The organism is Protofrankia sp. Cj3 (genome assembly GCF_917627355.1).
Classification (GTDB): Bacteria; Actinomycetota; Actinomycetes; order Frankiales; family Frankiaceae; genus Protofrankia.
The window spans coordinates 1-23,044 of record NZ_CAKJTR010000053.1; the positions used below are offsets into that span (position 1 = coordinate 1).

General features: G+C 68.2%; 17 protein-coding genes and 1 pseudogene. 7 read left to right on the top strand and 11 right to left on the bottom strand.

What is annotated here, in order from left to right; translation table 11 throughout:
• Nucleotides 1–56 precede the first annotated feature (56 nt).
• Entirely contained in the window at nt 57–848 is a 792-nt protein-coding gene (locus MJ783_RS09635; RefSeq protein WP_370651584.1) for a DUF5995 family protein, read from the bottom strand.
• A gap of 387 nt (nt 849–1,235) precedes the next feature.
• Between MJ783_RS09635 and MJ783_RS09640 the strand changes: the two genes are divergently transcribed.
• From MJ783_RS09640 to MJ783_RS09650, 3 genes are all read left to right on the top strand, one after another.
• Nucleotides 1,236–3,719 carry an EAL domain-containing protein gene (locus tag MJ783_RS09640; protein WP_239310041.1) on the top strand — a complete coding sequence of 828 codons (2,484 nt, stop codon included), beginning with the start codon at nt 1,236–1,238 and terminating at the stop codon, nt 3,717–3,719.
• Between the two features lie 325 nt (nt 3,720–4,044).
• Nucleotides 4,045–4,755, top strand: a complete 711-nt coding sequence (locus MJ783_RS09645; RefSeq protein WP_239310042.1) for a hypothetical protein — start codon at nt 4,045–4,047, stop codon at nt 4,753–4,755.
• A 10-nt stretch (nt 4,756–4,765) separates the two neighbouring features.
• Complete coding sequence (locus MJ783_RS09650) at nt 4,766–7,096, top strand: AAA family ATPase (RefSeq protein WP_239310043.1); 2,331 nt, start codon at nt 4,766–4,768, stop codon at nt 7,094–7,096.
• Between the two features lie 158 nt (nt 7,097–7,254).
• Here MJ783_RS09650 and MJ783_RS09655 read toward each other — a convergent pair whose 3' ends face one another.
• The 7 genes from MJ783_RS09655 to MJ783_RS09685 form a co-directional block, all read right to left on the bottom strand.
• A complete protein-coding gene (locus tag MJ783_RS09655) occupies nt 7,255–8,646 on the bottom strand; it encodes an acyl-CoA carboxylase subunit beta (RefSeq protein WP_239310044.1) in 1,392 nt (463 codons plus the stop codon).
• Nucleotides 8,647–8,936: 290 nt separating this feature from the next.
• On the bottom strand, nt 8,937–10,163 hold the full coding sequence (gene fabF / locus MJ783_RS09660; protein ID WP_239310045.1) for a beta-ketoacyl-ACP synthase II: 1,227 nt from the start codon (nt 10,161–10,163) through the stop codon (nt 8,937–8,939).
• Complete coding sequence (locus MJ783_RS09665) at nt 10,160–10,408, bottom strand: acyl carrier protein (protein WP_239310046.1); 249 nt, start codon at nt 10,406–10,408, stop codon at nt 10,160–10,162. The genes fabF and MJ783_RS09665 overlap by 4 nt, the downstream gene beginning before the upstream one ends.
• A 62-nt stretch (nt 10,409–10,470) precedes the next feature.
• Nucleotides 10,471–11,409 carry a beta-ketoacyl-ACP synthase III gene (locus MJ783_RS09670; RefSeq protein ID WP_239310047.1) on the bottom strand — a complete coding sequence of 313 codons (939 nt, stop codon included), beginning with the start codon at nt 11,407–11,409 and terminating at the stop codon, nt 10,471–10,473.
• Complete coding sequence (locus MJ783_RS09675; protein ID WP_239310048.1) at nt 11,406–12,383, bottom strand: ACP S-malonyltransferase; 978 nt, start codon at nt 12,381–12,383, stop codon at nt 11,406–11,408. Before MJ783_RS09675 ends, MJ783_RS09670 begins: the two co-directional genes overlap by 4 nt.
• A gap of 239 nt (nt 12,384–12,622) precedes the next feature.
• Complete coding sequence (locus MJ783_RS09680) at nt 12,623–13,906, bottom strand: CdaR family transcriptional regulator (RefSeq protein WP_239376640.1); 1,284 nt, start codon at nt 13,904–13,906, stop codon at nt 12,623–12,625.
• 191 nt (nt 13,907–14,097) lie between these two features.
• Nucleotides 14,098–14,583, bottom strand: coding sequence for a lytic transglycosylase domain-containing protein (locus tag MJ783_RS09685; protein WP_239310061.1), 486 nt, complete (start codon nt 14,581–14,583; stop codon nt 14,098–14,100).
• A gap of 332 nt (nt 14,584–14,915) precedes the next feature.
• On the opposite strand from MJ783_RS09685, the gene MJ783_RS09690 reads away from it, so the two are divergent.
• Nucleotides 14,916–16,205 carry a DegT/DnrJ/EryC1/StrS aminotransferase family protein gene (locus MJ783_RS09690; protein ID WP_255724067.1) on the top strand — a complete coding sequence of 430 codons (1,290 nt, stop codon included), beginning with the start codon at nt 14,916–14,918 and terminating at the stop codon, nt 16,203–16,205.
• 26 nt (nt 16,206–16,231) lie between these two features.
• Here the strand turns inward: MJ783_RS09690 and MJ783_RS09695 are convergent, their stop codons facing one another.
• Nucleotides 16,232–18,166: a nucleoside-diphosphate sugar epimerase/dehydratase gene (locus MJ783_RS09695; protein WP_239310051.1), complete on the bottom strand. Its 1,935-nt coding sequence runs from the start codon at nt 18,164–18,166 to the stop codon at nt 16,232–16,234.
• A 181-nt stretch (nt 18,167–18,347) separates the two neighbouring features.
• Between MJ783_RS09695 and MJ783_RS09700 the strand changes: the two genes are divergently transcribed.
• The 3 genes and pseudogenes from MJ783_RS09700 to MJ783_RS09710 all read left to right on the top strand — a co-directional run.
• The gene (locus tag MJ783_RS09700) at nt 18,348–19,958 is read left to right on the top strand and encodes a polysaccharide biosynthesis tyrosine autokinase (RefSeq protein ID WP_239310052.1); all 1,611 of its coding nucleotides are present in this window, start codon (nt 18,348–18,350) and stop codon (nt 19,956–19,958) included.
• Between the two features lie 99 nt (nt 19,959–20,057).
• A complete protein-coding gene (locus tag MJ783_RS09705; protein WP_239310053.1) occupies nt 20,058–20,648 on the top strand; it encodes a hypothetical protein in 591 nt (196 codons plus the stop codon).
• Between the two features lie 171 nt (nt 20,649–20,819).
• A pseudogene (locus MJ783_RS09710) lies at nt 20,820–21,145 on the top strand (aminotransferase class I/II-fold pyridoxal phosphate-dependent enzyme); the annotation flags it as partial.
• A gap of 34 nt (nt 21,146–21,179) precedes the next feature.
• Here the strand turns inward: MJ783_RS09710 and MJ783_RS09715 are convergent.
• Both MJ783_RS09715 and MJ783_RS09720 read right to left on the bottom strand, forming a co-directional pair.
• On the bottom strand, nt 21,180–21,413 hold the full coding sequence (locus tag MJ783_RS09715; protein WP_239310054.1) for a hypothetical protein: 234 nt from the start codon (nt 21,411–21,413) through the stop codon (nt 21,180–21,182).
• 59 nt (nt 21,414–21,472) lie between these two features.
• Nucleotides 21,473–22,108, bottom strand: a complete 636-nt coding sequence (locus MJ783_RS09720) for a Uma2 family endonuclease (protein ID WP_239310055.1) — start codon at nt 22,106–22,108, stop codon at nt 21,473–21,475.
• Between the last annotated feature and the right edge of the window lie 936 nt (nt 22,109–23,044).

A 23,044-nucleotide genomic window follows, 5' to 3' on the forward strand; every position in this document is an offset into this window, starting at 1 on the left:
CGATAGGGGTGCGTGCCCTGGCCCCGCGACGCTGCGTCCCCTATTGCCGGTCGCTCTTAGCTGCCGGCCGCTGGGTATACCGGCGTCGCCGCGGCCTCGGACGCCGCGCTGGACACCCGGTGGCGCGCGCACCAGACGTCCCGGGACATCGGCGTGGCCGCCGGTTGTTCGTCGGCAAGCAGCACCCAGAGCAACCGGGCGCGGGCTTCGGCGCTGCTCTCGATCGCGCGCGCGACAACGGCGTACTCTTCGGTGCCGCTGGCGGCGACCAACCGTTCGGCATCCTGCCAGGCGCGTTCCCGCCATGCCACCAGCATTCCCAACAGATCGTCCCGGCCGAGACCATAGTCGTTTGTCTCGTCATCCAGGTGCGGGTCGAAACGGGCTGCCTCCTCCGCCAGCAACGGATCCAGCACGCTCGCCAGGATCGCGTTGATGCGGTCGTGGTCGCCCTTGTGGCTGCGCCCACCGGGGCCGACCAGGCCCAGCTCGGCGAGAACGAACGGCAGGTCGCGGGTGATGTGGGCGTTCATGCCGAGCAGCAGGTCACCAGCGGCTGAGAGCGTCGTTGTGGCGGCCGCGCTGAACGCCACCCGCCAGGCTGGTGGCACGTCTGCGGGACGGTCCGCCGACCCCTGGCCAGACGCCTGGAACCGGTCGAACGCCCGGAAGTAGTACGCGGCGAACAATGCGTCCTCGGCGTTGACCCACTCGGGATCCGCGAAGGAGCCCAGCTGTGAGGCGGTGTCGCGAAATGCCTCAGTCGTGCGCAGGTAGGCGAGAGAGAAGACCGCGCGGTGGTCGCAGTAGTCCGCTAGTGGCCTGAGGCGGTTACGCATAGTTGTCACTGTTTCCTGTACGCATGCCGGCGAGCCGGTTACGCAAGGTGGGGGAAATCGATGCCCCGCAGGCTCGGCCGCGGCTCGATCAGGCATCCCGGCCAGCGGTGGAGCAACTATCAGTAGTGTTATGACTGCGCTTCGTAGCCATCCCATGGGATGGCATGGTAGCCAGGCCATAACTTAAAGCATTTACAGCTGGATGAAGAGTCGTGATAATGCTGCGCTATGTCCCTCCAAGGTCACAATCCGGATGCGGCGATGCTGCCGCTCTGTGCGGGGCGCCAGGATGTCGTCGGCGGACCGGCCAGGTCACGACACAGCAACAGCCGCCACGGCCGGGATGTGCGCGAACCGCCTGTTGCCCAACGTGGCAACGCCACGCCTGACGGGCTGATGCCCGTCGCGATAGATGGTTCCGGCCGGGGTGTCCTCGACAGCCTCACCGAGGTCGTCTTCCAGACCGACGCCGAGGGGCGCTGGACATATCTCAACCAGGCATGGACGACGGTGACCGGTTTCGATGTCATCGCGTCGCTGGGGAGCCACTTCCTCGACTACGTCCACCCGGATGAATACGACCAGACGATCGCACTGTTCATGGCGGTGGTGGCCGGCGGTTTCGATCATTGCCGGCATGTGGCCCGCTACCGGACCAGCGACGGTGCGTACCGGCGTGTCGAGATCCGTGCCAATGTGCTGCGAACGCCGGACGGTGAGGTTTCAGGCAATTCGGGGACGATTATTGATGTGACCCGTGGCCGGCTGGGAGCTGAGACGGTCGGTGAGCATATGGCGCTGTTGGAGCTTGTTTCCGGGGGCACGCCAGCGGACGAGCTTCCGGTCGGTGTCGCGGTCTACGACCGCACGCTGGGTCTGCGCCGGACGTCGCGGGTCGTTGACCGCCTGCTCGGCGAGCGGCTGCGGGCCGGCGAGCCCCTGGACAGGCTGGGATTCCTGTTGCGTCCGCGCGGGGAGGGAGCCGCGCTGGACGGCGAGTGGGGACTGGTGGCCACCGCGGCGCGGACCGGCCGTCCGCAGCACGGTGACGTCAACCTCGTCAGCCGGGCCGACCCCGATCCCGGCGGGCCTGGCGGGCCCGGCGGGCCTGGCGGGGAGCGGGCGCTACGGGTCTCGGTCATCCCGAACGTGGAAGGGCGCCAAGAGCTGATCGCATTCGTGTTGCAGGATGTCACGGATCTGCGGCGGGCGGAACGGCTGCAAGCGGCCGTCGCTCAGCTCGGTCAGCGTGCCCTGGGCGGGATGACCGTCCCAAACCTGCTCGCGGAGGCTGTCCAGCTGGTCCGCGTCACCCTGGACCTGCCCGAGTGCGCGGTGCTGGAGCCGGTGGAGCAGGCGGACCGGGCGGACCCGGTCGCCGCGGTCATCGCGGCCGCGCTGGCGTCGGATCGCCCCACGGTCGTCAGGCACGGGACGGCTCCCCTCGGGGTCGCCGCCCGTATCGGCACGGCTGGCCGTGGGCACGCCGTGCTGGTGGCGCACGGGCCGTACCCGCGGGCCTTCGCCGCCGACGAGGCGGACTTCGTCCAGTCGGTCGCCAACGTGCTGGCTGCCGCGATCGAACGGGATGGCGCTGAGCGTGAGATCCGCCACCAGGCTCTGCACGACCCGCTGACCGGTCTGGCCAACAGGGTCTTTCTGCATAAGCAGATCTCAGAGGCGTTGCGGGCGACCGAGATCGACGGCGTCGCGCTGGCTCTGCTATTGATGGATCTTGACCGGTTCAAGGAGATCAACGACACGCTGGGACACAGTGCCGGCGACGACGTGCTCCGTGAGGTGGCGGCGCGGCTGCGGCGCGCCACCGGGCCGGCCACGACGGTCGCCCGCCTCGGCGGGGACGAGTTCGCGATCCTGTTGCCGTCGGCGCCGCGGGGAGCCGCTGACGCCCTGGCGGCCGCGAGCCGGGTGCGTGCCGCGCTGGCCGAACGTATCGATGTCGGCGCTCTCCCGCTCAGCGTGGACGGAAGTATCGGGATCGCGCTCGCTCCCGCTGACGGACGTGATCCAGGAACGTTGGTGCGGTGCGCTGACGTGGCTATGTACCGGGCCAAACAGCTGTCGGTCGGGGTGGCCGTCTACGCCCCCGACGCCGACCAGAACCGCCGTGAGCGCCTCGAGCTGCTCGGTGGTCTGCGCTCGGCGATCGCGGGCGGCCAGCTGGTCCTGCATTACCAGCCCAAGGTCGATCTGCGCACCGGGCGGACCACGGCGGTCGAGGCACTGGTTCGCTGGCAGCATCCGACGCACGGCCTGGTCGAGCCGGGCCGTTTCGTTCCGTTCGCCGAGCAGAGCAACCTGGTCAGGCCGTTGACCCGTCGAGTTCTGATGCTCGCGCTGGACCAGGCCCGATCATGGTGGGACGCGGGTCGGTTGCTGCCCGTGGCGGTGAACGTCTCAGCACGGATGTTGCACGACGCGGAGCTGCTCTCGACCGTACAGGCGGAACTGGAGCGGACCGGTATGCCACCGCAGGCGCTTGAACTCGAGCTCACCGAGAGCGCCGTGATGGTGAACACCCGCAACGCGATGACCGTTATCACCCAGTTGGGGCGCGCCGGGATTCGGATCTCCGTGGATGATTTCGGGACCGGATACTCCTCTCTCGCCTATCTGCGTGATCTCCCAGTGCACGACCTGAAAATCGATAAATCATTCGTGCTGAACGTGGCGCGTCACCCCAAGGATTTCTCGATCGTGCGATCAATCATTGATCTTGCCCACAATCTCGATCTTCGGGTGGTTGCCGAGGGCATCGAGTCGGACGAGGTCTGCACGTTGCTTCGTGACCTCGGCTGTGACGAGGGGCAGGGCTTCTTCCTCGGGTATCCTGTGCCACCCGCGGATCTTGCCGCTTAGCGGTCGCCGCCGGCAGGCCTCGGCGAACTTCCAGCCCCGCTCCTTGATCCACGCCCCTGTTGCCGGGCGCTCCTAGGTCGGGCCGGACACTGCTGGGCTCGTTCGGGCTGACCGTCGGCGGCTGGCACGGCATGATGGTTGAGGCGATCACCTACGGCGATGTTACTGGATTGTACCGGGTGGACTTTTTTGGATGATCTATCGGATCTCGGCTGGTCGAGGCCGTGAAGCCCATTGCATGCACGCGGTTTTCTCAGAGAAGGTGCCACGCAGGGGGGCTGTGCTGCACCATAGGCACAGCCTCACCAGATTCTGGAGGTTGGCCGTGAGCGGGAGAACCAGCACGCTACGGGGACGCGTCGCGTTGGTTGTGCCGGCGCTCCTCGCCGCTGTCGTTCTTCTTGCCGGCTGTGGCTCGGCTCGTTACCAGTATGTGACGAACAAGGACGCCGGTACGTTTCTCAAGATCCCGAGTGCGTGGCAGCATCAGCTGATGCCCGGACCCGCCTTCATCGGGATCGACACCCGAAACGTCAGTCCGGAGGCCGCGCGCACGTTGGCCACCCGTGAGTGGGTTGTGGGGATTGACGCCGCGCCGAAGTTCGACGACAGGAACCTGCTGCTTCCAGACGCGGCCGACCCCAAGGGATTCGTGCAGGTCCGCCAGCTTCTGCCGGAAGAGGCGGCCACGTTGTCCACCAATGACCTGCGCAACCAGCTCGTCTCCATCGACCAGGAGATCCAGGCGCAGGAGGAGGCGGTCCGGCAGAACCCCGAGCGTGCCCGGCTTGAGCCCGAATTCCTCCTGCTGGCCGAGGATCTCGTCCACCGGGAGGGCGGCGTCCACGGTCTTCATCTGGTGTACCAGCTCCATCTGGGCACCGGGCTCGTCACCGTCGACCAGACAAGCCTGCTGGACCGTGATCAGACCAGGTTGTACCAGCTTGTGTTCGCCTGCTCGTCCTGGTGCTATGACCGGCATCGGGTCGAGATCCAGAAGGTCCAGACATCGTTCACGATCAAGCCGATCACCTGAGGTAACGAACATGAATCAGGCCCCGCCGGCGCAGCCGTCCCCGATCGGCCCCGTCGTGCCCCCGCAACCTGAGCCGGCGCCGCCGGTGCGCAAGCCTCTGGTGTTTTGGGACAGAATAAAGTTTCTCGTCCTGTTCGGTGCGTTGTTCGTGTTCGTGGTGGCCGCGGCTACGGCGGACAATCCGATCATGGGCTGGTCCGACGCCGTGCGTGAGCAGGTGTCGTCGAGCTGGTGGCTGTTGGCGCTGATCGCGATCGAGGTTGTCCGCCAGATCCACATGTTGATCGGCGAGCGGTCGTCGGAGTATTACGTCTTCTGGACCGACAGGGTCTTCGGCCGCTTCGAGCGCCGCCTGCGCCAGCTCAACGACTGGAACCGCTACCGCATCGGCCGTGCCCTGAAATGGGTGGCGACGGCCGCGGTCTTCGCGTTTGTCTACGCCCGGATCAAGCACGACTCCGTGTTCAACGCGATCATTGGGCTCCCCGGCGATATCTGGCGGGCGGCCCCGTTCGTGGTGCAGATCATGTTTATCATGTTTATCACCATCGGGCAGTTTGCGCTGTTGTTCTGGTTCCTCTCCCGCGGTGGTGTGGATGTGTACTTCCCCGAGGACATCAAGACCCGGTTCACCGACGTGTGGGGCCAGGACCACGTTCTGTCCCGGGTCAAGGAAGCGGTCTTCTACCTGGAGAAACCGCAGGAGATCGAAAGCCGGGGCGGGTACGTGCCCGGGGGCATCCTGCTGTGGGGCCCGCCCGGCACCGGGAAGACGCTGATCGCGGAGGCGGTCGCCGGTGAGACTGGGAAACCCTATGTCTTTGTCGACCCGGGCGCCTTTCAGGCCATGTTCTTCGGTGTCGGTGTGATGAAGGTGAAGAGCCTTTTCCGCAAGCTGCGCAAACTCTCCCTGCGGTATGGCGGTGTGATTGTTTTCTTTGATGAAGCCGATACTCTGGGCAATCGTGGTCAGCTCGCCGGTGGTGACTTCGGGCGGTCGACGCCGTCCGGTCACGCTGACGGCAGCTGGACCGGCCTGATCGGCTCCGGCGGCTCCTGCAACGGGATGACCTACGCGAGCAACTCGGCGCGCCGGCAACTGGTGGAAGCCCGGTTCGTGGTTCCCGGTGGCGGCGGCGGTGGTCAGTCCAGTTTCGACGGAACGCTGCAGGCGCTGCTCACCGAGATATCGGGTCTGAAGAAGCCGCGTGGCTTCCTCAACCGGGTCGTGCGGCGTGCTCTGGGCATGCGCCCGAAGCCGCCACCGAAGTACCGAATCATGGTCATGATGGCGACGAACATGCCGCAGTCACTGGACGAGGCGCTGTTGCGCCCCGGCCGGATCGACCGCATCTACAAGGTGGGCTACCCGAGCAAGGAGGGCCGGGTACGGACTTTCAACGGCTATCTGGCGAAGGTCACCCACGAGGTGACGCCCGATCAGGTCGAGCGGCTTGCCGTGATGAGCCCCTACGCCACCGGCGCGAGTATCAAGGACATGGTCAACGAGGCTCTCATCCAGGCCATCAAGGCCGGCCGTGAGGTCGTCACCTGGCCTGATCTGCTGCGTGCCAAGTCAATCAAGGAACACGGCCTGCCCGACGACCACGAGTACGTGGAGCGGGAGCGCCACAGCATCGCCCTGCACGAGGCATGCCATGCGGTGGTCATGTACCGGTTGCAGAAGCACATGGTCATCGACATGGCGAGCATCGAGCGCCGCGGGGACACCGGTGGGTTCGTGGCTCCGGTGCCGTTGGAGGACCGGTTCGTCGACTGGCGGTCCGAGGTCGAGATCGATGTGATGACCTTCCTGGCCTCCATCGTGGGCGAGCGGATGTTCTTCGACGGTGACCACACCCAGGGAGTCGGCGGTGACCTGCATGCCGCCACCGAACTTGTCGCCCGCAGCATCGGCAGGCACGCGATGGGCAGCACGCTGATGTCCCGCCCGGCGCTGGCCTCGGGTCTCGACGGCAATCCGGCGCACACCGCTGGCAGCCCGGGGTACCTCGGTGGCGGGTTCGCCGATGAGGTCGAGGCCAAGCTCCAGGAGCTGTATCAACGGACCGAGGTCATACTGTCGGACAATCGCCGGGAGGTTCTCGCGGTGACCCACGCGCTGGAGACGAACAAGACCATTACCGGCGAGGATGTTGAAGCGATCATGAAGGGTACGCTCGGTCCCACGCTGGATGGTCGCCGCTACCACGAGCCCGACTTTCTCGACCTGGCGGAGGAATATCACCTCAGTGCCGTCCAGGCACACCGGGGCCACCCCACCGAGCAGCTGCGGCTACCCGATCTCAGCAGGGCCGCGGCCTCGGCGGGTCCGGACTGACCTGACCAGACCGGACCGATCGGATCTGACCGGCACGAGCAGCTTGCCGCGCGCCATACCCGCTCACGCCGGGGGCGCGGCAGCCGCGCCGTCGTCCCGGCTGTGATACCTGGACGACGGCGATTTGCCGGGCGCTCTTACAGGGGGATCGGGCGCTCTTACAGGGGGATGTTGCCGTGGGAGCCACGGCCGGCGGGTGCCCCGGCAAGGGTGCTGGCGATGACCGCGCGGGTGTCGGCGGGTGTCACCACGGCGTCCACCACTCCCAGCTCCACGGCTCGGTCGATCCCGCCGACCAGGCGCGCATGTTCGGCGGTGAGTTCTGCAAGCACGGTTGAGCGGCGCTGCGCCGGGACCTCCGCCAGCGTGCGGCGGTGCAGGATTCCCACGGCGGCCTCGGCTCCCATCACCGCGACCTCCGCTGTTGGCCATGCGTACACGGCTGTTGCGCCCAGGCAGCTGGCGTTCATCGCGATGTAGGCGCCGCCGTATGCCTTGCGGGTGACGACGGTGACGCGGGGCACAGCGCACTCGGAGAACGCATAGAGCAGTTTCGCGCCGCGCCGGACCACGCCTTCCCATTCCTGGCCGACGCCTGGGAGGTAACCCGGCACATCGACCAGGACGATCAGCGGTACTCCGAAGGAGTCGCACATCCGTACGAAACGGGACGCCTTTTCGGCGGACGCCGCGTCCAGGCAGCCGCCACGGCGCAGCGGGTTGTTCGCGACCACGCCGACCGTGCGGCCACCGAGCCGGCCGAGCGCGGTGACGATGTTCGGTGCCCACTTCGGGTGGAGTTCGAGCACCTCGCCGTCAAGGACGCCCGCGACCAGCGGGCGCACGTCGTACGCACGGCGGGGTGACTCCGGCAGAAGGCTGCCGAGGTCGCGATCCCGCACCGGTCCGATTTCGCCCTGATCGGCAAGGAGCGCGCACAGCCGCCGGGTGCGTTCGATGGCGGCCTCGTCGGAGTCACAGGTGATCGCGACCACGCCGCTGCGGCGTGCGTGTACATCGGCTCCGCCCAGGCTGTCGGCGGTGCAGTCCTCGCCGGTCACGGTGCGTACGACATCCGGGCCGGTAACGAAGATTTTGGCATCCGGGCCCATGAGGACGATGTCGGTCAGCGCGGGGCCGTACGCCGCGCCACCCGCGGCGGCACCCAGCACCAGGGACAGCTGTGGGATCCGCCCGGATGCTCGCACGGTTGCCGCGAACACGCGGCCGACACCGTCAAGAGACGCCACACCCTCCTGGAGCCGAGCGCCTCCGGAATGCCAGATTCCCACCACCGGAGCGTCGAGGCGCACCGCGGCCTCGATAGCGTGGACGATCCGCGCACAGCCGTCACGGCCCATCGCTCCGCCCTGAATGGTCGCGTCCGTGGCGAAGGCGACGACCGGACTGCCATCAACGGTGCCTTTTCCAGCCAGCACCCCGGAGCTGTCCGCCGTGGTGAAGGGCTCGAATGAATCAGGATCGAAGAACTGGGTCAGCCGGGCTGACGGAATGCGTGGGTCAATGCGTTCGAGCGTAGAGAGACTCATTTTTTGTCTCCTTGAGATCATAGTGTCTCGGGCGGCGCGAAGGAGACGACTTCCCGCTGGTCATGTCGCGATCCGCGGGGTCCTGTAAAGTCATGCCGCCGCTGACCGGTTTGAGGTCACTGGGTTCTCCGGCCGTGTGCGCGAGCCACATTGTCACGCGGCCGTCGACCGGCTGGGCCTGTCGCGGAGCCCCGGAATTCAGTGCCGGGTGCCCGTCTCGGGTGCCCGTGCGGACCTGAAATAACCAGGCATGCAGGCCCGCACGGGTGAAGTCGTCAGGTATATGGATGTCAGGGTGTGAAAGCGAGGCAGACGTCGTGCCCGCCGAAACCGAACGAGTTCGACAGCACCGCCCCGGTGGGGATGGCACGGTTATCGATGGACACCACGTCCAGGTCGATCTCGTCGTCGAGAGCGTCGAGGTTACGGGTCGCCGGTACCGTCCGCTCCCGCAACGCCAGGACACAGAACACCGCCTCGACCGCGCCGGCCGCGCCCAGCAGATGCCCGGTCATCGACTTGGTCGAGGTCACCGTCACGGTGTCGAGCGCGGCACCGAGCGCGGCCCGCAGCGCACGGGCCTCGGCGACGTCCCCGGCCGGAGTGGAGGTGGCGTGGGCGTTGATGTGCACGACATCGGTCGGGACGAGCCCGGCGGAGCGCAATGCCGCGCGCACGGCCCGCGCCGCCCCGGCCCCGCCGGGTTCGGGCGCCGCCACATGGTAGGCGTCCGCGCTGATCCCCGAACCGGCCAGCGTGGCGTACACCCGCGCGCCGCGGGCGCGGGCGTGCTCCGCGGTCTCCAGGACCAGCACCCCCGCACCCTCCCCGAGGACGAAGCCGTCCCGGCCCTTGTCGAACGGCCGGGACGCCGTGGCGGGCGCGTCGTTGCGCCGGGACAGGGCCTGCATCTGGGCGAATCCCGCAAGGGGCAGAGCGTGGATCGCCGCCTCTGAGCCGCCCGCGATCGCGATGTCGGCCCGGCCAGCCCGGAGCATGTCCAGCGCATGGCTGATTGCCTCCGCGCCGGACGCGCAGGCGCTGACCGGGGCGTGCACCCCGGCACGAGCGGTGAAGGCGAGCCCGACGGTCGCGGCCGGCCCGTTGGGCATCAGCATCGGCACCACATGCGGGGAGACCCGCCGCGGCCCCCGCTCCCGCAGCACGTCGTACTGGCCCAGCAGGGTCAGGACTCCGCCGATGCCGGAGCCGATCACCGCGGCGAGGCGTTCAGGGTCGACGTCGGGGGTGCCGGCGTCGGCCCAGGCCTCCCTGGCCGCGACCAGGGCGAGTTGTTGGACCCGGTCGAGGGTACGGGCCTCGACCCGGCCCAGCGGGGGTTCCACCGCCAAGGGCGCGCCGATGTGCACGGGCAGCTGCTCGACCCAGTCCTCGGTGAGGCGGCGGACCCCGGAGCGGCCCGCGAGCAGCCCCTCCCAGGTGGATGCGACATCGCCGCCGACAGGAGTGGTTGCCCCGAGGCCGGTGACCACGACCTGCCTGGGGGTCTCGGTCACGCGGCGACACCCGCCCGCTGGATGTAGGACACCGCGTCGCCGACGGTCTTGAGGCTCTTGACGTCCTCGTCGGGGATCTTCACGCCGAACTTCTCCTCGGCCGCGACCACGACCTCGACCATGGACAGCGAGTCCACGTCCAGATCGTCGATGAAGGTCTTGTCCGCCGTGGCGTCGGCCGGGTCGACTCCGGCGACCTCCTCCAGAATCGCGGCGAGCCCTGCCAGGATGTCGGACTGCGACATGTACTTCTCCTTCTTGGTTTACCCCGGTACTTCCGTCTGCCGGGCGGCACTTTCGGGGAATCCTATGGGCAGCGGACGACCTGACCGCAGTAGGTCAGGCCGGCGCCGAAGCCGAACAGCAGAACCGGATCACCCGGCTGCAGCCTCCCGCCGTCGAGGAGCCGACTGAACGCGAGTGGGATGCTGGCGGCTGAGGTGTTGCCGGCGTCAACGACATCGCGGGCTATGACGGCGTTTGTAGCACCGATACCGTTTACCAGCGCATCGATTATCCGGAGATTGGCTTGATGGGGGACAACGCCGGCGATGTCGGCTGGCGCGAAGCCGGCCAATTCACAGGCACGCCGGACTATCGGTGTCAACGCGATGGCCCACCGGAACACCGTCTGGCCTTCCATGCGAAACAGGTTGTCACCATACCCCGGAACGCGAATGGCGCCCGCCTTCCCACCGTCATGGCCCCATACGGCCGGTCCGATCTCCCTGGTCACGGCGGGCCCGACGACCGCCGCGCCAGCACCGTCGGCAAGCAGGACACACGTCGAACGGTCGTCCCAGTCGGTGTAGTCCGACAACCGTTCGGCCGCGACGACCATGACGTGTCTGGCGCTGCCGGCCCGGACCATGTCGGACGCCATCGACAGGGCGTAGGAGAATCCGGCACAGCCCGCGTTGAGGTCGAGGGCGCCTGCCCGCCCGGCACCGAGGCGGTGGGCGATCTGCGGCCCGGAACCAGGGATCTGGGACGGATTCGTGCAGGTCGCAAGCAGGACCATGTCGAGATCGGCGGCGTCGATACCGGCTGAGGCCAGCGCCTTCTCCGCCGCCATGCTCCCCATCGAGACGATCGTCTCGTCGGCGTCCGCAATGCGTCGGGCGGCGATACCCGTCCGCGCGCGAACCCATTCGTCCGAAGTCGCGACACGCCTGGCGAGATCGTCGTTGGTAACCACACGGGCGGGCCGGTATGTCCCGAGCCCCATCAGCCGGGAGCCGGTCATCGCGCTACTCCGACGAGCCCGCTGAGGGTCTCCTCGACGTCGTCGCCGACTGGGTCACCGCCGGCAAATTCGGCGACCAGCTCACGGGCTGCGGGCAGGTCGTCGGGGGTCTTCACGGCGACGATCCGCACGCCGGGGAACTCCCTTTTGGCGATTCCCGCCAGTGTGCCGGCGGGCGGGAGCTCCAGAACGGCCGTCACTCCGAGATCACGCAGCCGCGCCAGGCACAGGTCCCACCGGACCGGGGCGGCTACCTGGTTCACCAGCCGGGTGACCAGATCCGAGCCGGTCTTTATGATCATTCCATCCGCGTTGGACACCTGTGGCAGCGCGGGAGTTCGCGGCCGTAGCCCCGGAGCGACCTGCGCCAAGCGCTCACGGGCGGGTTCCATGAAGTGGGTGTGAAAGGCGCCCGCGACCGACAGCGGCCGCAGGCGGGTCCGGGGCGGCGGGTTGTCGGTGAGGCCGGCCAGTGCCTCGATCGTGCCGGCCGCGACGATCTGGCCGGCACCGTTGCGGTTCGCGGCGGTCAGAGCCAGCTGCTCCAGGTGGTTGATGACGACATCCGGTTCGCCACCGACCACAGCGGTCATACCGGTGGCGACACGCCCCGCGGCCTGCGCCATTGCGCGTCCGCGCAACGCGACGAACACGAGCGCGCTTTCAGCCGTCAGCGTGCCGGCCAGCACGGAGGCGGTGATCTCACCCACGCTGTGGCCGCCGACCACGATATTTCCCGTGTTGATCGGAGGCAGTTGCTCGGCGGCGACCAGACCGGTTGCGACGATCAGTGGCTGAGCGATGGCCGTGTCCCGGATCGTGTCCGCGGACGCGTGGCAACCGACGTCAACGAGGTCGATTCCGACGGCCTCGGACCACCACCGCAACCGTGTCTCAATCCCGCCGATCTTGATCCAGGGCTGCAGCTGACCTGGGGTCTGGGCACCTTGACCGGGCGCGAGGATAACGAGCACCGGACTACCTAACCCTTCCCGGCCGCTGTCTGTCGCTGGCGGGCACTCACCGTTGTGCCGTCAGCCCGTTGTGGGGTCTCCACAAAATGATTCGGTCGTCGCGCGTCTTTGTTCCGCATCTACTCCGCTGGAGCGGAATTTCGTGACACTGGCGACAAGTGATGGCAAGACGTCCGGGTCGACCGGCGCCGAACCCGCAGGCCGGCTACGCAGCGGGCCGGTCTGTGACCGGCCTGTGGTCAGGCCGCGGTCAGGCGGCCCAGGATGAGCGCCACATGCAGGGTGAACCGTTCGCGGTGATCTGTCGGATCAAGACCGCAGACGTCGGCGGCCTTACGCAGTCGGTAACGGACCGTGTTGGGGTGGAGATAAAGCGCGCGCGCCGTGGCCTCCAGCGAGGCGCCGAGGTCGAGGTAGGCACCGGCCGTCGCCAGCAGCGGTGTTCCCGCCTCGCGCAGCGGGTTGTAGACCTCCTCCACCAGCGCTCGGCGTGCCCCGGTATCGCCGGCCAGCGCCCGTTCAGGCAGGAGCGCCTGTGCCGTTACCGGTCGCGGAGCGGCCGGCCACGCCGCGACCACGTCGGCGGCGGCCAGCGCCGCATGCGCCGAGGATGCCGCCGCGGCCAGATCGGCCGCGACCGGGCCGATGACGACCGGACCGGGCCCCCACGCGGGCAGCAGGGCGGCGGCGGCATCGAGCAGGGCACGCTGGGTCTGGTCATCGGATCTGACTGACCGCGCCGCGGCCTGGCTGGTGGCGAAGTCACCCCCGACGATGACAACCAGGCGTTCGTGGTGGACACCGGTGAGCACCTCCAGCCCGGCACCGCGCCCGAGGCGGTGGACCTCGTCGACGACGACCTCGGGGGAGTGGTCCGGGGCGTCCCCGATGATCACAGCGACCGCGGGCGGGTTGCGCCATCCCAGTGCCGCCGCGCGCGACGGCAGCGCCCGTTCCACCTCGCCGCGTACGACATGGTCGACGACGAGCGCCTCCAGCCGGGCGTCCCAGGCACCGCGCTCCTCAGCGGCACGGGCATAGACGACCGCGCCGGCGAAGGCGATGTCACGGGAGTAGCGCAGCACATCGGCCAGCAGCCGTTGCTCGTGCTCGGGGCCGGCCAGGGCGGGTACCTCAGCCTCGATCGCCTCGACAGCCACCCGCACGAGATCGACCAGCCGGCGGAAGGTGACCGCTCGAACGAGATCGCGGGGGGCGACCCGGAAGACGTCTCCGGACAGCTCCCGGGCGTGTTCGGGCCGCCGGCACCACTCCACGAAGGACGAGATCCCAGCCTGCACCACCATCTGGATGTCGGCCCGGTGGCGTGCTGACATGTTCGAGAACCAGGGCAGGACGTCGTGCATGCGTACCACGGCGCGGCTCGCGAGCATGCCGCTGGACCGTTCTATCCGCCGGATGATCTCCTCGGCCGTGGTAAGGGCCACCTGTTGCTCGGGCAGGGACCCGACGGCCGCGTTCCTGGCCGAAGGAGCGTCGCTGCCCGTGGCCGGCTGCGTCACCGGCTGCGCGGTGTAGCGATCCCGGCTGCTGGGCCGGAGCTGGAACGCCGCTCACCACCATCGAACATGTCTCCTCCATCAAGTCGTTGACGCATGCGCCCTGGCCCGGATCCTTGTCTCCCGCGGACCGCGGGATGTGCGGGCGGCACGCGACGGACGTCAGGGTGACAATCAAGCCTGGCAGCGATTGTCTACAACTGATCATTAAAACGGCTGGCCCAGCTGTGGACCTTGGCGACATACGCCCTGGTCTCGCCAAAGTCAGGGACACCGCCAGCGTCACGGACGGCCCGGGGCCCAGCATTATACGCGGCGAGAATCAGCGACACGCGGTCGCCGGGCAGCTTCTGGACGACGTCGGCCAGGTGAGCCTCATAGTGCGCGGCGGACGGGATAGCGTCCGCCGGATCCAGGGGATTCGCCATCCCGTCGGCGTTACCGTCGACACCGAACTGTTTCCAGGTCTCGGGCAGGAACTGCATAAGGCCTCGAGCACCGGCGGCGGATACAGCCAGCCGGTTGAACTTGCTTTCCACCCGCGCCTGACCAGCGAGCTGCGCGGCGGTGAGCACACCGTAGACGGTCGCGGCCTCCTGGAAGAGGGGGATCAGATCGGGCGGGACCCGGACTGATGACCGGGGCGTGGCCGCGCCACAGCCGGTCAGGACCGTTGCCATGATTATGATCATAAATAGAGTGAGCGAGCTGGTAGCGCGTAACGCCTCCGGCCGGGTCGTGTCGCGTACGCGGAGCCGCGATTCCCACTGAGGGTTCACCTGCCCATTCTCCTGCGTTGGATGATCGTATGTGCGGACCTGGTCAATCTCCCGGGCCGGGGGTCTTGGGACAACGGTAAAACGACGACGGTCTCATACATCGCCAGCGGTCGCGGGATGGCGCGCGGGGCGGATGATTCCAACTGGACACCCCCCGGCGGTGCTGGTGGCCCAACTGCTGTGATATTGCTAAGAGAGACATAAAAGAAACTAGGGGTGACGTTATTGGCATCTTGGCAACGTCCCGGCTAGCCGTCGACGGCGGACAGCCAGTTCGTGACAGGCCGTATCCGCGATGGCCCGTCTTTCGTCCTGAGGAGATCGCCACGGCGACGGCGACCATGCGTAGGGGCGACGTCAGCTACTGGACGGGCCGCGAGGGCAGGCGTTTTGAACGCGAGTTCGCCGAAGCCGTCGGCGCGTGTCATGGGGTGGCTGTGGCCAACGGCACGGTTGCCCTGGAGATCGCCCTGCGGGTGGTCGGGGTCGGGCCGGGGGATGAGGTGGTGGTGCCGGCGCGGTCGACCATCGCGCCGGTCAACTGCGTCGCCGCTCTCGGCGCCCGTCCAGTGTTCGCCGATGTGGACGCTGAGTCACAGACGATCACCGTTGACTGTATCCGCCGGGTGCTCACCGCGCGGACCCGTGCTGTCGTCGCCGTTCACCTGGCCGGTTGGCCAGCGGATGTGGACGCGCTGCGGGGCCTGGCTCGAACCCGCGGACTCGCTGTCATCGAGGATTGCGGCCAGGCGCACGGGGCCACCCTGCGAGGCCGATCGGTTGGGACACGAGGCGATATCGGTGTGTGGTCATTCGGCTACGATAGAATTCTGAGCACCGCTGGTGAGGGTGGCATGGTCACCACTGACGATGCGGCGCTGTACCGGGCGGCGTGGTCATACAAGGAGCAGGGGCGGCGTTTCGCGGTCGTGGACGCGGGGGCCGAACCGAGGCTGGAGCCGGACGGCCTGTCAACAGACGACTTCGGCGGCGACGGGTTCGATGATCGCGATTGGGAGCAGGGTGGCGGCTCACCTCTCGCCCATGGCGGCTTCGGCACGAATGCCCGCATGCACGAACTGGCCGCGGCGGTAGGCCGGGCAGGGCTTCCGCACCTGCCGGAGATGGTCGAGCGGCGCCGGGACAACGCCCTGCTGCTCGCCTTGCGGCTCCGCGATGTAGCGGCGCTGCGGTTGGTCTCGCCCCCTTCTCACGTCGGCCACGCCTACTACCGCTGGTATGCGTTTGTGCGGACTGACCTGCTCCACGACGGCTGGAACCGCAATCGGGTCGTGGCGGCTGTCCGGGCGGAGGGAGTCCCCTGCTTCACGGGCTGCCCTCGGGAGGTGTATCGGGAGGCGGCCGTGCCCGCGTGGTGGCGCCCCGCGGCGTCCCTGCCGGTGGCCAGGGAGCTGGGCCGTACGGCGATCGCCCTCCTCGTGCATCCGGCCCTCGACCTGTCCGACATCTCCGACGCCTCCGACGCGCTCGTCAAGGTCATGTCGGTGGCGACGTCGGCGTAGTTCGCACGTCACTGTTCGTGGGCGCGTCACTGTTCGTGGGCGACCGCGGTGGGCGTCTGGCCCGGTCGGGGCTGGACGGGTATCTCGGCCTCCAACCGCGGCTGGACGCCGAGATCCTCGCAGCGGGCGAGCTGGCGCAGCGCGGTCCTGGCGCTTTCCGGCTGTCCCCACGGGTCGAGATCGAGGATGTGCCGCCGCTCGACCGGCGGCGCCGACACGTAGGAGATCAGGGGGTGATGGCGGCGGATGTCGTGCTCGTTGTCGTCGAAGAGCTCCTCGTGCAGTTTTTCGCCGGCGCTGAGCCCCGTGTAGATCACCTCGACGGGGCGCGCCGCCCGGGTCGCGAGGCGTTTGGCGACATCGGCGATTCGCACGGGCTGGCCCATCTCGAGCACGAGGACGTCACCGTTGCCACCCAGCGCGCCGGCCTGGATGACAAGCTCCACGGCCTCCTCGACGGTCATAAAGTAACGGGTGACATCCGGATGCGTGACCGTGAGTGGACCGCCGGCCGCCAGCTGGCTGGCGAAGATCCTCAGTACGGAGCCCTGGCTGCCCAGCACGTTACCGAACCGGACGCTGACGAATACCCCACGCGCATGCTGGCCGACGTGGGCGGTCAGGCGTTCGGTGATTCGTTTGGAGTAGCCCAGGGCACTCGTCGGGTTCGCGGCCTTGTCGGTTGAGATGTTGACGAAGCGTTCGACGCCGACAGCGACAGCGGCGTCGAGGATCGCGAGCGTCCCCCAGACGTTGGTCTTGATCGACTCGCCGGGGAAGCGTTCCAACAGCGGCAGGTGTTTCAGTGCGGCGGCGTGGAAGACCACCTGTGGACGGTGCCGGTCGAACAGCGCGTCGACAGCCTCGACGTCCCGGATGTCACACAGCACCACGGCTTCGTCGTCGGCGATCGCCTGGCCGTGAATGGACAGCTGGACGGCCCGTAGGGCCGATTCGTCCCGGTCAAGCATGATCATTTTTTCGGGCTGGTGGCGGTGGATCTGGCGGCACAGTTCGGAACCGATCGAGCCGCCGGCTCCGGTGACCAGGATCCGTTTACCGGTGAGATAGCCCGCAACCGAGGAGACGTCGGTCTGGATCTGGCAACGCCCCAGCAGATCGGTGAGGTCGAGGTCGCGGATGTCACGCACGTCCACGCGCCCGTCGATGAGATCCACCACCCGCGGGAGCACCTTGACGGTGAGGCCCGCCTCCTCGGCGACCTCGGTGATCTCCCGTAGCAGCGTGGCGTCGGCGCTCGGGATGGCTACCAGCAGGGTACGCGCGCCGGTCTGGTTGGCGACCGTGGCGATGGCCTCCCGCCCGCCGCGTACCCGCACCCCGCTCAGGGCCAGGTTCCAGGTGCGGGGATCGTCGTCGAGCAGGGCCACCGGCAGGTACGGGCTGTCCGGGGTGTGCAGCATCGAGGCCAGCACGCGGTCGGCCCCGTCACCCGCACCGAAAACAATGATCGGCTCGGTATCGGGACGCTGTGAGCGTCGGCCGCGTTTCTCGGCCAGCCGCCACAGGTAACGGATGCCGAACATCGCGACGAGACCGACAGCGCCCGCCAGCGGCAGGACGCCCACCGGCAGCGGCCCGGGCCGGCTGATGCCGGCGTCGACGACGACGATCCCGAGCGTGGCCAGCCCGACCGAGCAGGTCAGGGCGAGTACCTCGTCGAAGCCGCCGAACCGGTACCGCCCAAGGTAGAGGTGCAGAGCTGTGCCGGTGACGTAGAGCAGGCAGGCCGCGAGAACGGCGATCACCCAGAATCCGGCGTCGGCCACGGGCGGCTGGCCGAACCGGGCGAGGTAGGCCGCACTCAGGCCGAGTACCAGGCACGCCGCGTCGACACCGATCTGGAGGCCGACCCGCCAGCGCAGGTCCAACAGGGACAGCCGGGCGACGGCCCGCCACCACCGGAGCTCTTGGGGGCCAAAAGTCTTCTGTTTCTGCATGACTCCACAGCGTAATAACTACTGATGGTAAGTACATGGATGCGGAGCGAGTATGTTGGTTGCGCAGCGTCGTGCTGCGATAACTAGGATGTTTTGCCCGGAGAGGACAGGTCTGTTGGTGGAACTTCGGGACTACGTCAGAGCGCTCCGCCGGAGTTGGCCGCTTCTGGTGGTCTGTGTCATGCTTGGCGTTCTGGTCGCCGCGGCTGCCACCTGGCGGGAGGCGAAGGCCTACGCCGCCGCGGAGACTCTGGTGGTGGTGTCGTCAGACGGCACCGACAGCGCGACATCGGCCTATCAGGGCGGTCTGCTGTCCCAGCAGCGGGTGAAGTCCTATGTCGATCTTGTTGCCAGTGATCGGATCGCTGCGGGGGCCGTCGCCAGGCTCGGTCTTGATGTGCCGTCGCGGAGCCTCCAGGCCAAGATCAAGGCCGAAGCCGTCCCGGACACGGTGCTGTTGCGGATCACCGTGACGGATGGCGACGCCAGGCGCGCTCAGGCGCTCGCGGACGCGGTGGGCGAGGTGTTTTCCGAGGCTGTCGCGCAGATCGAGACGCCGGCTCCCGACAAGTTGCCGTCGGTGCGGGTGAACGTGTGGGAGAAGGCGAAGCTGCCGACCGAGCCCGTGTCGCCGAAACCCGTACGGGCCATTTCCCTGGGTGCCCTCCTGGGCCTGCTCGTGAGCATCGGTGCGGCTGTGCTCCGTCAGCGGCTCGACACGAGCGTCAGGACCGACGCCGACATCACCGCGGCGACCGGCCTGGCAACGCTCGGCGCGGTCGCCTTCGATACCGCGGGCGCACGCTACCCCCTGGTGGGGCCGCTGGACGCGCAGTCAGCGCGCGCGGAGGCGTTTCGCCAGCTCCGGACAAACCTGCGGTTCGCCAATGTGGACATGCCGGCGCGCGTCATCCTGGTCTCCAGCGCCACGCCCGCGGAGGGCAAGACAACGACGACCTGCAACCTGGCGATCATTCTCGCGCAGGCCGGGGCACGAGTGGCGCTGGTCGAGGCGGACCTGCGCAGACCGTCCTTCAGCGAGTACCTCGGGATCGAGACCGCCGCCGGTCTCACCTCCGTGCTGATCGGCGCTGTTGATCTTGATGACGTGCTGCTGCCATGGGGTGATGATGGTGGCCGGCTGGAGGTCCTGCCCAGCGGGCCGCTGCCGCCCAACCCCAGCGAGCTGCTCGGGTCCCGCGGCATGGGCGAGGTGCTCCGCGAGTTGTCCGGCCACTTCGACATCGTGCTCATCGACGCCCCACCGCTGCTTCCGGTCACCGACGCGGCTGTGCTCGCCGCGCAGGTGGATGGCACCCTGCTGGTCGTCCGCAACGGCCGGACCCGGCGGGAACAGCTGGCCCGGGCCGCCGAGGTGCTGCGGGCGGTGGACGCGCGGGTGCTGGGGGTCGTACACAACATGATTCCCACCAAAGGGCTGGACGCTATGTACTACGGCTATCCCTCCTACAGCGGGTACACCCAGATCAGGATGGGGCCGGGCCGGCGGAACAGGCACCGAGCCGTTGCCCAGCAGAGCGTGGTCGACCCGGGGAGAAGCGGCGCGGGCCACAGCGAGGGTCACGGTGAGGGCATAAGGATCGCTACCCAGCGTGAGTCGACTGACGATCCCGACGGTGCCGCCGGGGGCCCAGCTGACGATGCGGCCGAATCGCGCACCATGGAGCATCCGGTTGGCGGCGTCGGGGCTGGCGGTGATCTGTCGGCGGAGCTGACGACCCCGTTGGCGCTTGACGCGAAAACGACCGGATCCCACCGGCGCAAGCGCTAGTAGATGAAACCGGGGCTGGCCACCGGGACGAGCCTCCGGTGCCCGTGGTCCCGCTGGGGCCGGCGCTTCTCGAGGCTTCACGTCCTGGCGGCCGCGACTGTGATCGTGCTGTTGCTGGTTGCCGTGGCCACCGCCTGGGTAGCGGTTCGCGGCCGGCTGGCGCAGTCACACCTGCGGATCGCCCAGACCCAGCTCGGTCAGCTCGAACGTGAGTTGTCCGCTGGTCGCGGGATGTCCGTGGCCCGGTTGCGCCAGACGACGAATGAGGTCATCCGTGAGACGGCCGCGGCCAGGCGTCTCACCGGCGGTCTGGTCTTTGCGCTGGCTGCCCGGGTACCGCTGGTCGGTTGCCCCGTTCAGACGACGCGGTTGATGGCGGTGGCGGTCAACGACTTCGCCGCGGTCGGGCTGCCGGCCATTGCCACGGTTGGTGAGGCCCTCCTCCCGGCCGGGACGCCTGGCGTCAGGCCCAGCCTGGTGTCACGGCTCATCGGGGTCCGTGGCTCGATCGACACCGCGCGGGCCGCTGTCGGGCAGTTCCGCCAGGAAGCTGGCCGCACGTCCGCCTGCGGTGCGATCGGGCGGCTGGTCGGCATCGAGAAGGCGGTCACCGAGGCTGTGCGGCTGAGCGAGGCCCTCGCTCGGACGGCGCAGATGCTGGATCTCGCCAGCGGGCTGCTGCGCCGATGACAGATGCCGATGACAGGCGCGGCTGGCAGGCGACCGGGCAGCCGGGACCGGGCCGGCGGTCCTGGTTGTCGGCTGCCGTCAGCGCGTTCGTAACCGAATGATCACATGTCGGAAAACCAGCTGGCAGAAGGCTTGGCCGGGAACAGCTGACAAGGAGCGTTTCCAGATAGGGTGCCGACGCTCCAGAATCCCAGCGGATCACGCTGACGGCGCCGCGGCGGGCCGAGGTGATCGACCTGTGCCGCCGACCGGGGGTACTGGTGGTTGAGGACAACCCATACGGACTGCTGTCGTTCACGGGTGAGCCGGTGCGGGCGATGCGGGCGATACGCGCCGACGCCCCTGACGATGTGGTGTATCTGGGGTCGTTCTCAAAAATGTTGGCCCCTGGGCTGCGGGTCGGGCGGGCGCCGGCCCCACCAGCGGTGACGGCACGGCTGGTGTTGGCGGCGGAGTCGGCGATCCTGTCGCAGTCGATGTTCACCCAGCTGGCGGTCGGTTACTCTTTTCGATCTTGCGGCTGTGGGGCTATCAGAGGATCTTCCGGTAGCTGTCAACAACGGGGCCTCCACCTGCGGAAACGGCCCGCTGGCGCTGGCTGTCACACCGTTGTTCGGGCACTCCCGGATGTGGGCGGCGATCCTCGCCGGCTGGATTTCCGCGTTGCTGCAGGCCATCACCGGCTACGACCAGCACACCGGCCGCGCGCACGCCGCCCGTCTCCGCCGCGACCTGCTCCTGGTCCCCGGCCGGCTGGTGCGCCACGCCGGCCAGCCCATCCTGAGCCGTCAACGATCTTCGACAGCGCTACTGGCGGATGTAGGTCAGAAGGTCAGGTTGTCCCAGGTGATGGTGATCGGGATGGGGTTGGTGATCTCGGGAGGGCCGCTGGCCTCGTCCTTCATGAAGGTGCCGAGGTGTTTGTAGAGCATGCTGGCGCGGTCGAGTGCGTAGCGTTCGATGCTGGTGACGCCGTCGTTGTCGAGCCTGGTGATCCAGTAGTGCGGGATACCCGCGCGGGCGTACTCGCCGAGCTTGTCGGTGGTGTCCTGAGTCTCCGAGCCGGGCGAGACGATCTCGATGACGAGCAGGGCGTGCTCGGCGCGGAGCCGTTCGCCGCGGTCGCGGTCGAGACAGCGGTAGAGGATGACGTCGGGCCGGCGGTTGAGCAGTGGGACGTCGCGGAGCCGCAGGTCCACGTCGTTGTTGACCGTCAGGCAGCCGAACCGGCCTGACTTCACCGCGTCCCGGGCGTGCCGCTCCAGGAGGTTGGCCAGCCGCCGGCCGGCGGTCTGGTGATCCGGGGTGGGGGCCTCGCAGAACACGATGTAGCCGTCGACGATCTCGATTGCCCGTGCGAGTTCCTCTGATAGCGCCTCATACTCTGCGGCTGTCACGCGCGCGGGCTGCGGGCGCAGGTCACGCAGCCAGCTGTCCTCCGGCAGGGCCGTCGTCACCATCGCCTCCCGGCCAGGTTTGATCGTCAGACGTCCACGACGTCGGTGGACCGCGGTCCACTCGTCCCAGCGTAGGTCCCAGGCGCACGGCCGCGTGCGCGCACCGCATCAGGGACACAGCCTCGCAGTGCCGCGCCCGTTCAGTCGGCCCTAGGCAGCGCCCACCCGGACCGAGCCTGACGGCACCGCCGATGATCACCACCAAGCGCTGGGACGTCCCGCACAGGAGCGCGGATCAACCGACCTCCTTACAGCGGAGTACTCGGCCACCGACTGTGCCGCGCGAGCTGCATCTATGCAGCTCAGCACGCCGCTAAGAGCGCCCGGCAATAGGGGCGTGGATCAGGGAGCGGGGCTGGGGCACGTACATCGCAAGGCGGCGGAGGGAGTCACCCTGGTCCTTGGGGTGTCGACCGACGACAACGCGGCGAGGTGCGTGCCTCAGCCCCGCGACGCCGCGTCCCTATTGCCGGGCGCTCTAAGCCGAATAGTCCTCATAATTCTCCGGTCGTGGGTTCGAGCCCCACTCGCCCCACCACATTATTGATCATGTTTCTGGCCTGCGCGAATGCGGTTTGCGATCTACCGCTTGGAGACCAGGCGCTTGGATCGGTGCTGGTCAGCGCCTCGGCGGCCGGTTCGAGCCCCGCCTGGACGTCCAGGTTGCCGTTGCGCGAACCGCCTCCATTCGGGGGCGTTGTAGCTGGTAGGACGCCCGTGGTGGACCGGCTGAGCAGCGCCGCCGCCCGGTGCAGCCGGGGCCGCAGCCTGCTAGGTCCAGGCATGGAAGCGGCGGTGCGCCGTCGGCGGCGATTAGCCCGGACGACGACAGCAGGTGCCGCCAGACACAGCCCGAGGTCAGCACGCGCAACGGGCAGCCGCTTCCGGTGCCGCTTTACTCCTTCACTGAGAGCAACGTGCAATTGCCCGCTATGGCAG

What these genes read in the sequence shown, in the direction of transcription:
- MJ783_RS09670 (WP_239310047.1), bottom strand. Translation starts at nt 11,409, where the DNA reads ATGACCGGCTCCCGGCTGATGGGGCTCGGGACATACCGGCCCGCCCGT.
- MJ783_RS09695 (WP_239310051.1), bottom strand. Translation starts at nt 18,166, where the DNA reads ATGCAGAAACAGAAGACTTTTGGCCCCCAAGAGCTCCGGTGGTGGCGG.
- MJ783_RS09665 (WP_239310046.1), bottom strand. Translation starts at nt 10,408, where the DNA reads ATGTCGCAGTCCGACATCCTGGCAGGGCTCGCCGCGATTCTGGAGGAG.
- MJ783_RS09640 (WP_239310041.1), top strand. Translation starts at nt 1,236, where the DNA reads ATGCCCGTCGCGATAGATGGTTCCGGCCGGGGTGTCCTCGACAGCCTC.
- MJ783_RS09720 (WP_239310055.1), bottom strand. Translation starts at nt 22,108, where the DNA reads ATGGTGACGACGGCCCTGCCGGAGGACAGCTGGCTGCGTGACCTGCGC.
- MJ783_RS09650 (WP_239310043.1), top strand. Translation starts at nt 4,766, where the DNA reads ATGAATCAGGCCCCGCCGGCGCAGCCGTCCCCGATCGGCCCCGTCGTG.
- MJ783_RS09685 (WP_239310061.1), bottom strand. Translation starts at nt 14,583, where the DNA reads ATGGCAACGGTCCTGACCGGCTGTGGCGCGGCCACGCCCCGGTCATCA.
- MJ783_RS09655 (WP_239310044.1), bottom strand. Translation starts at nt 8,646, where the DNA reads ATGAGTCTCTCTACGCTCGAACGCATTGACCCACGCATTCCGTCAGCC.
- MJ783_RS09700 (WP_239310052.1), top strand. Translation starts at nt 18,348, where the DNA reads ATGCTTGGCGTTCTGGTCGCCGCGGCTGCCACCTGGCGGGAGGCGAAG.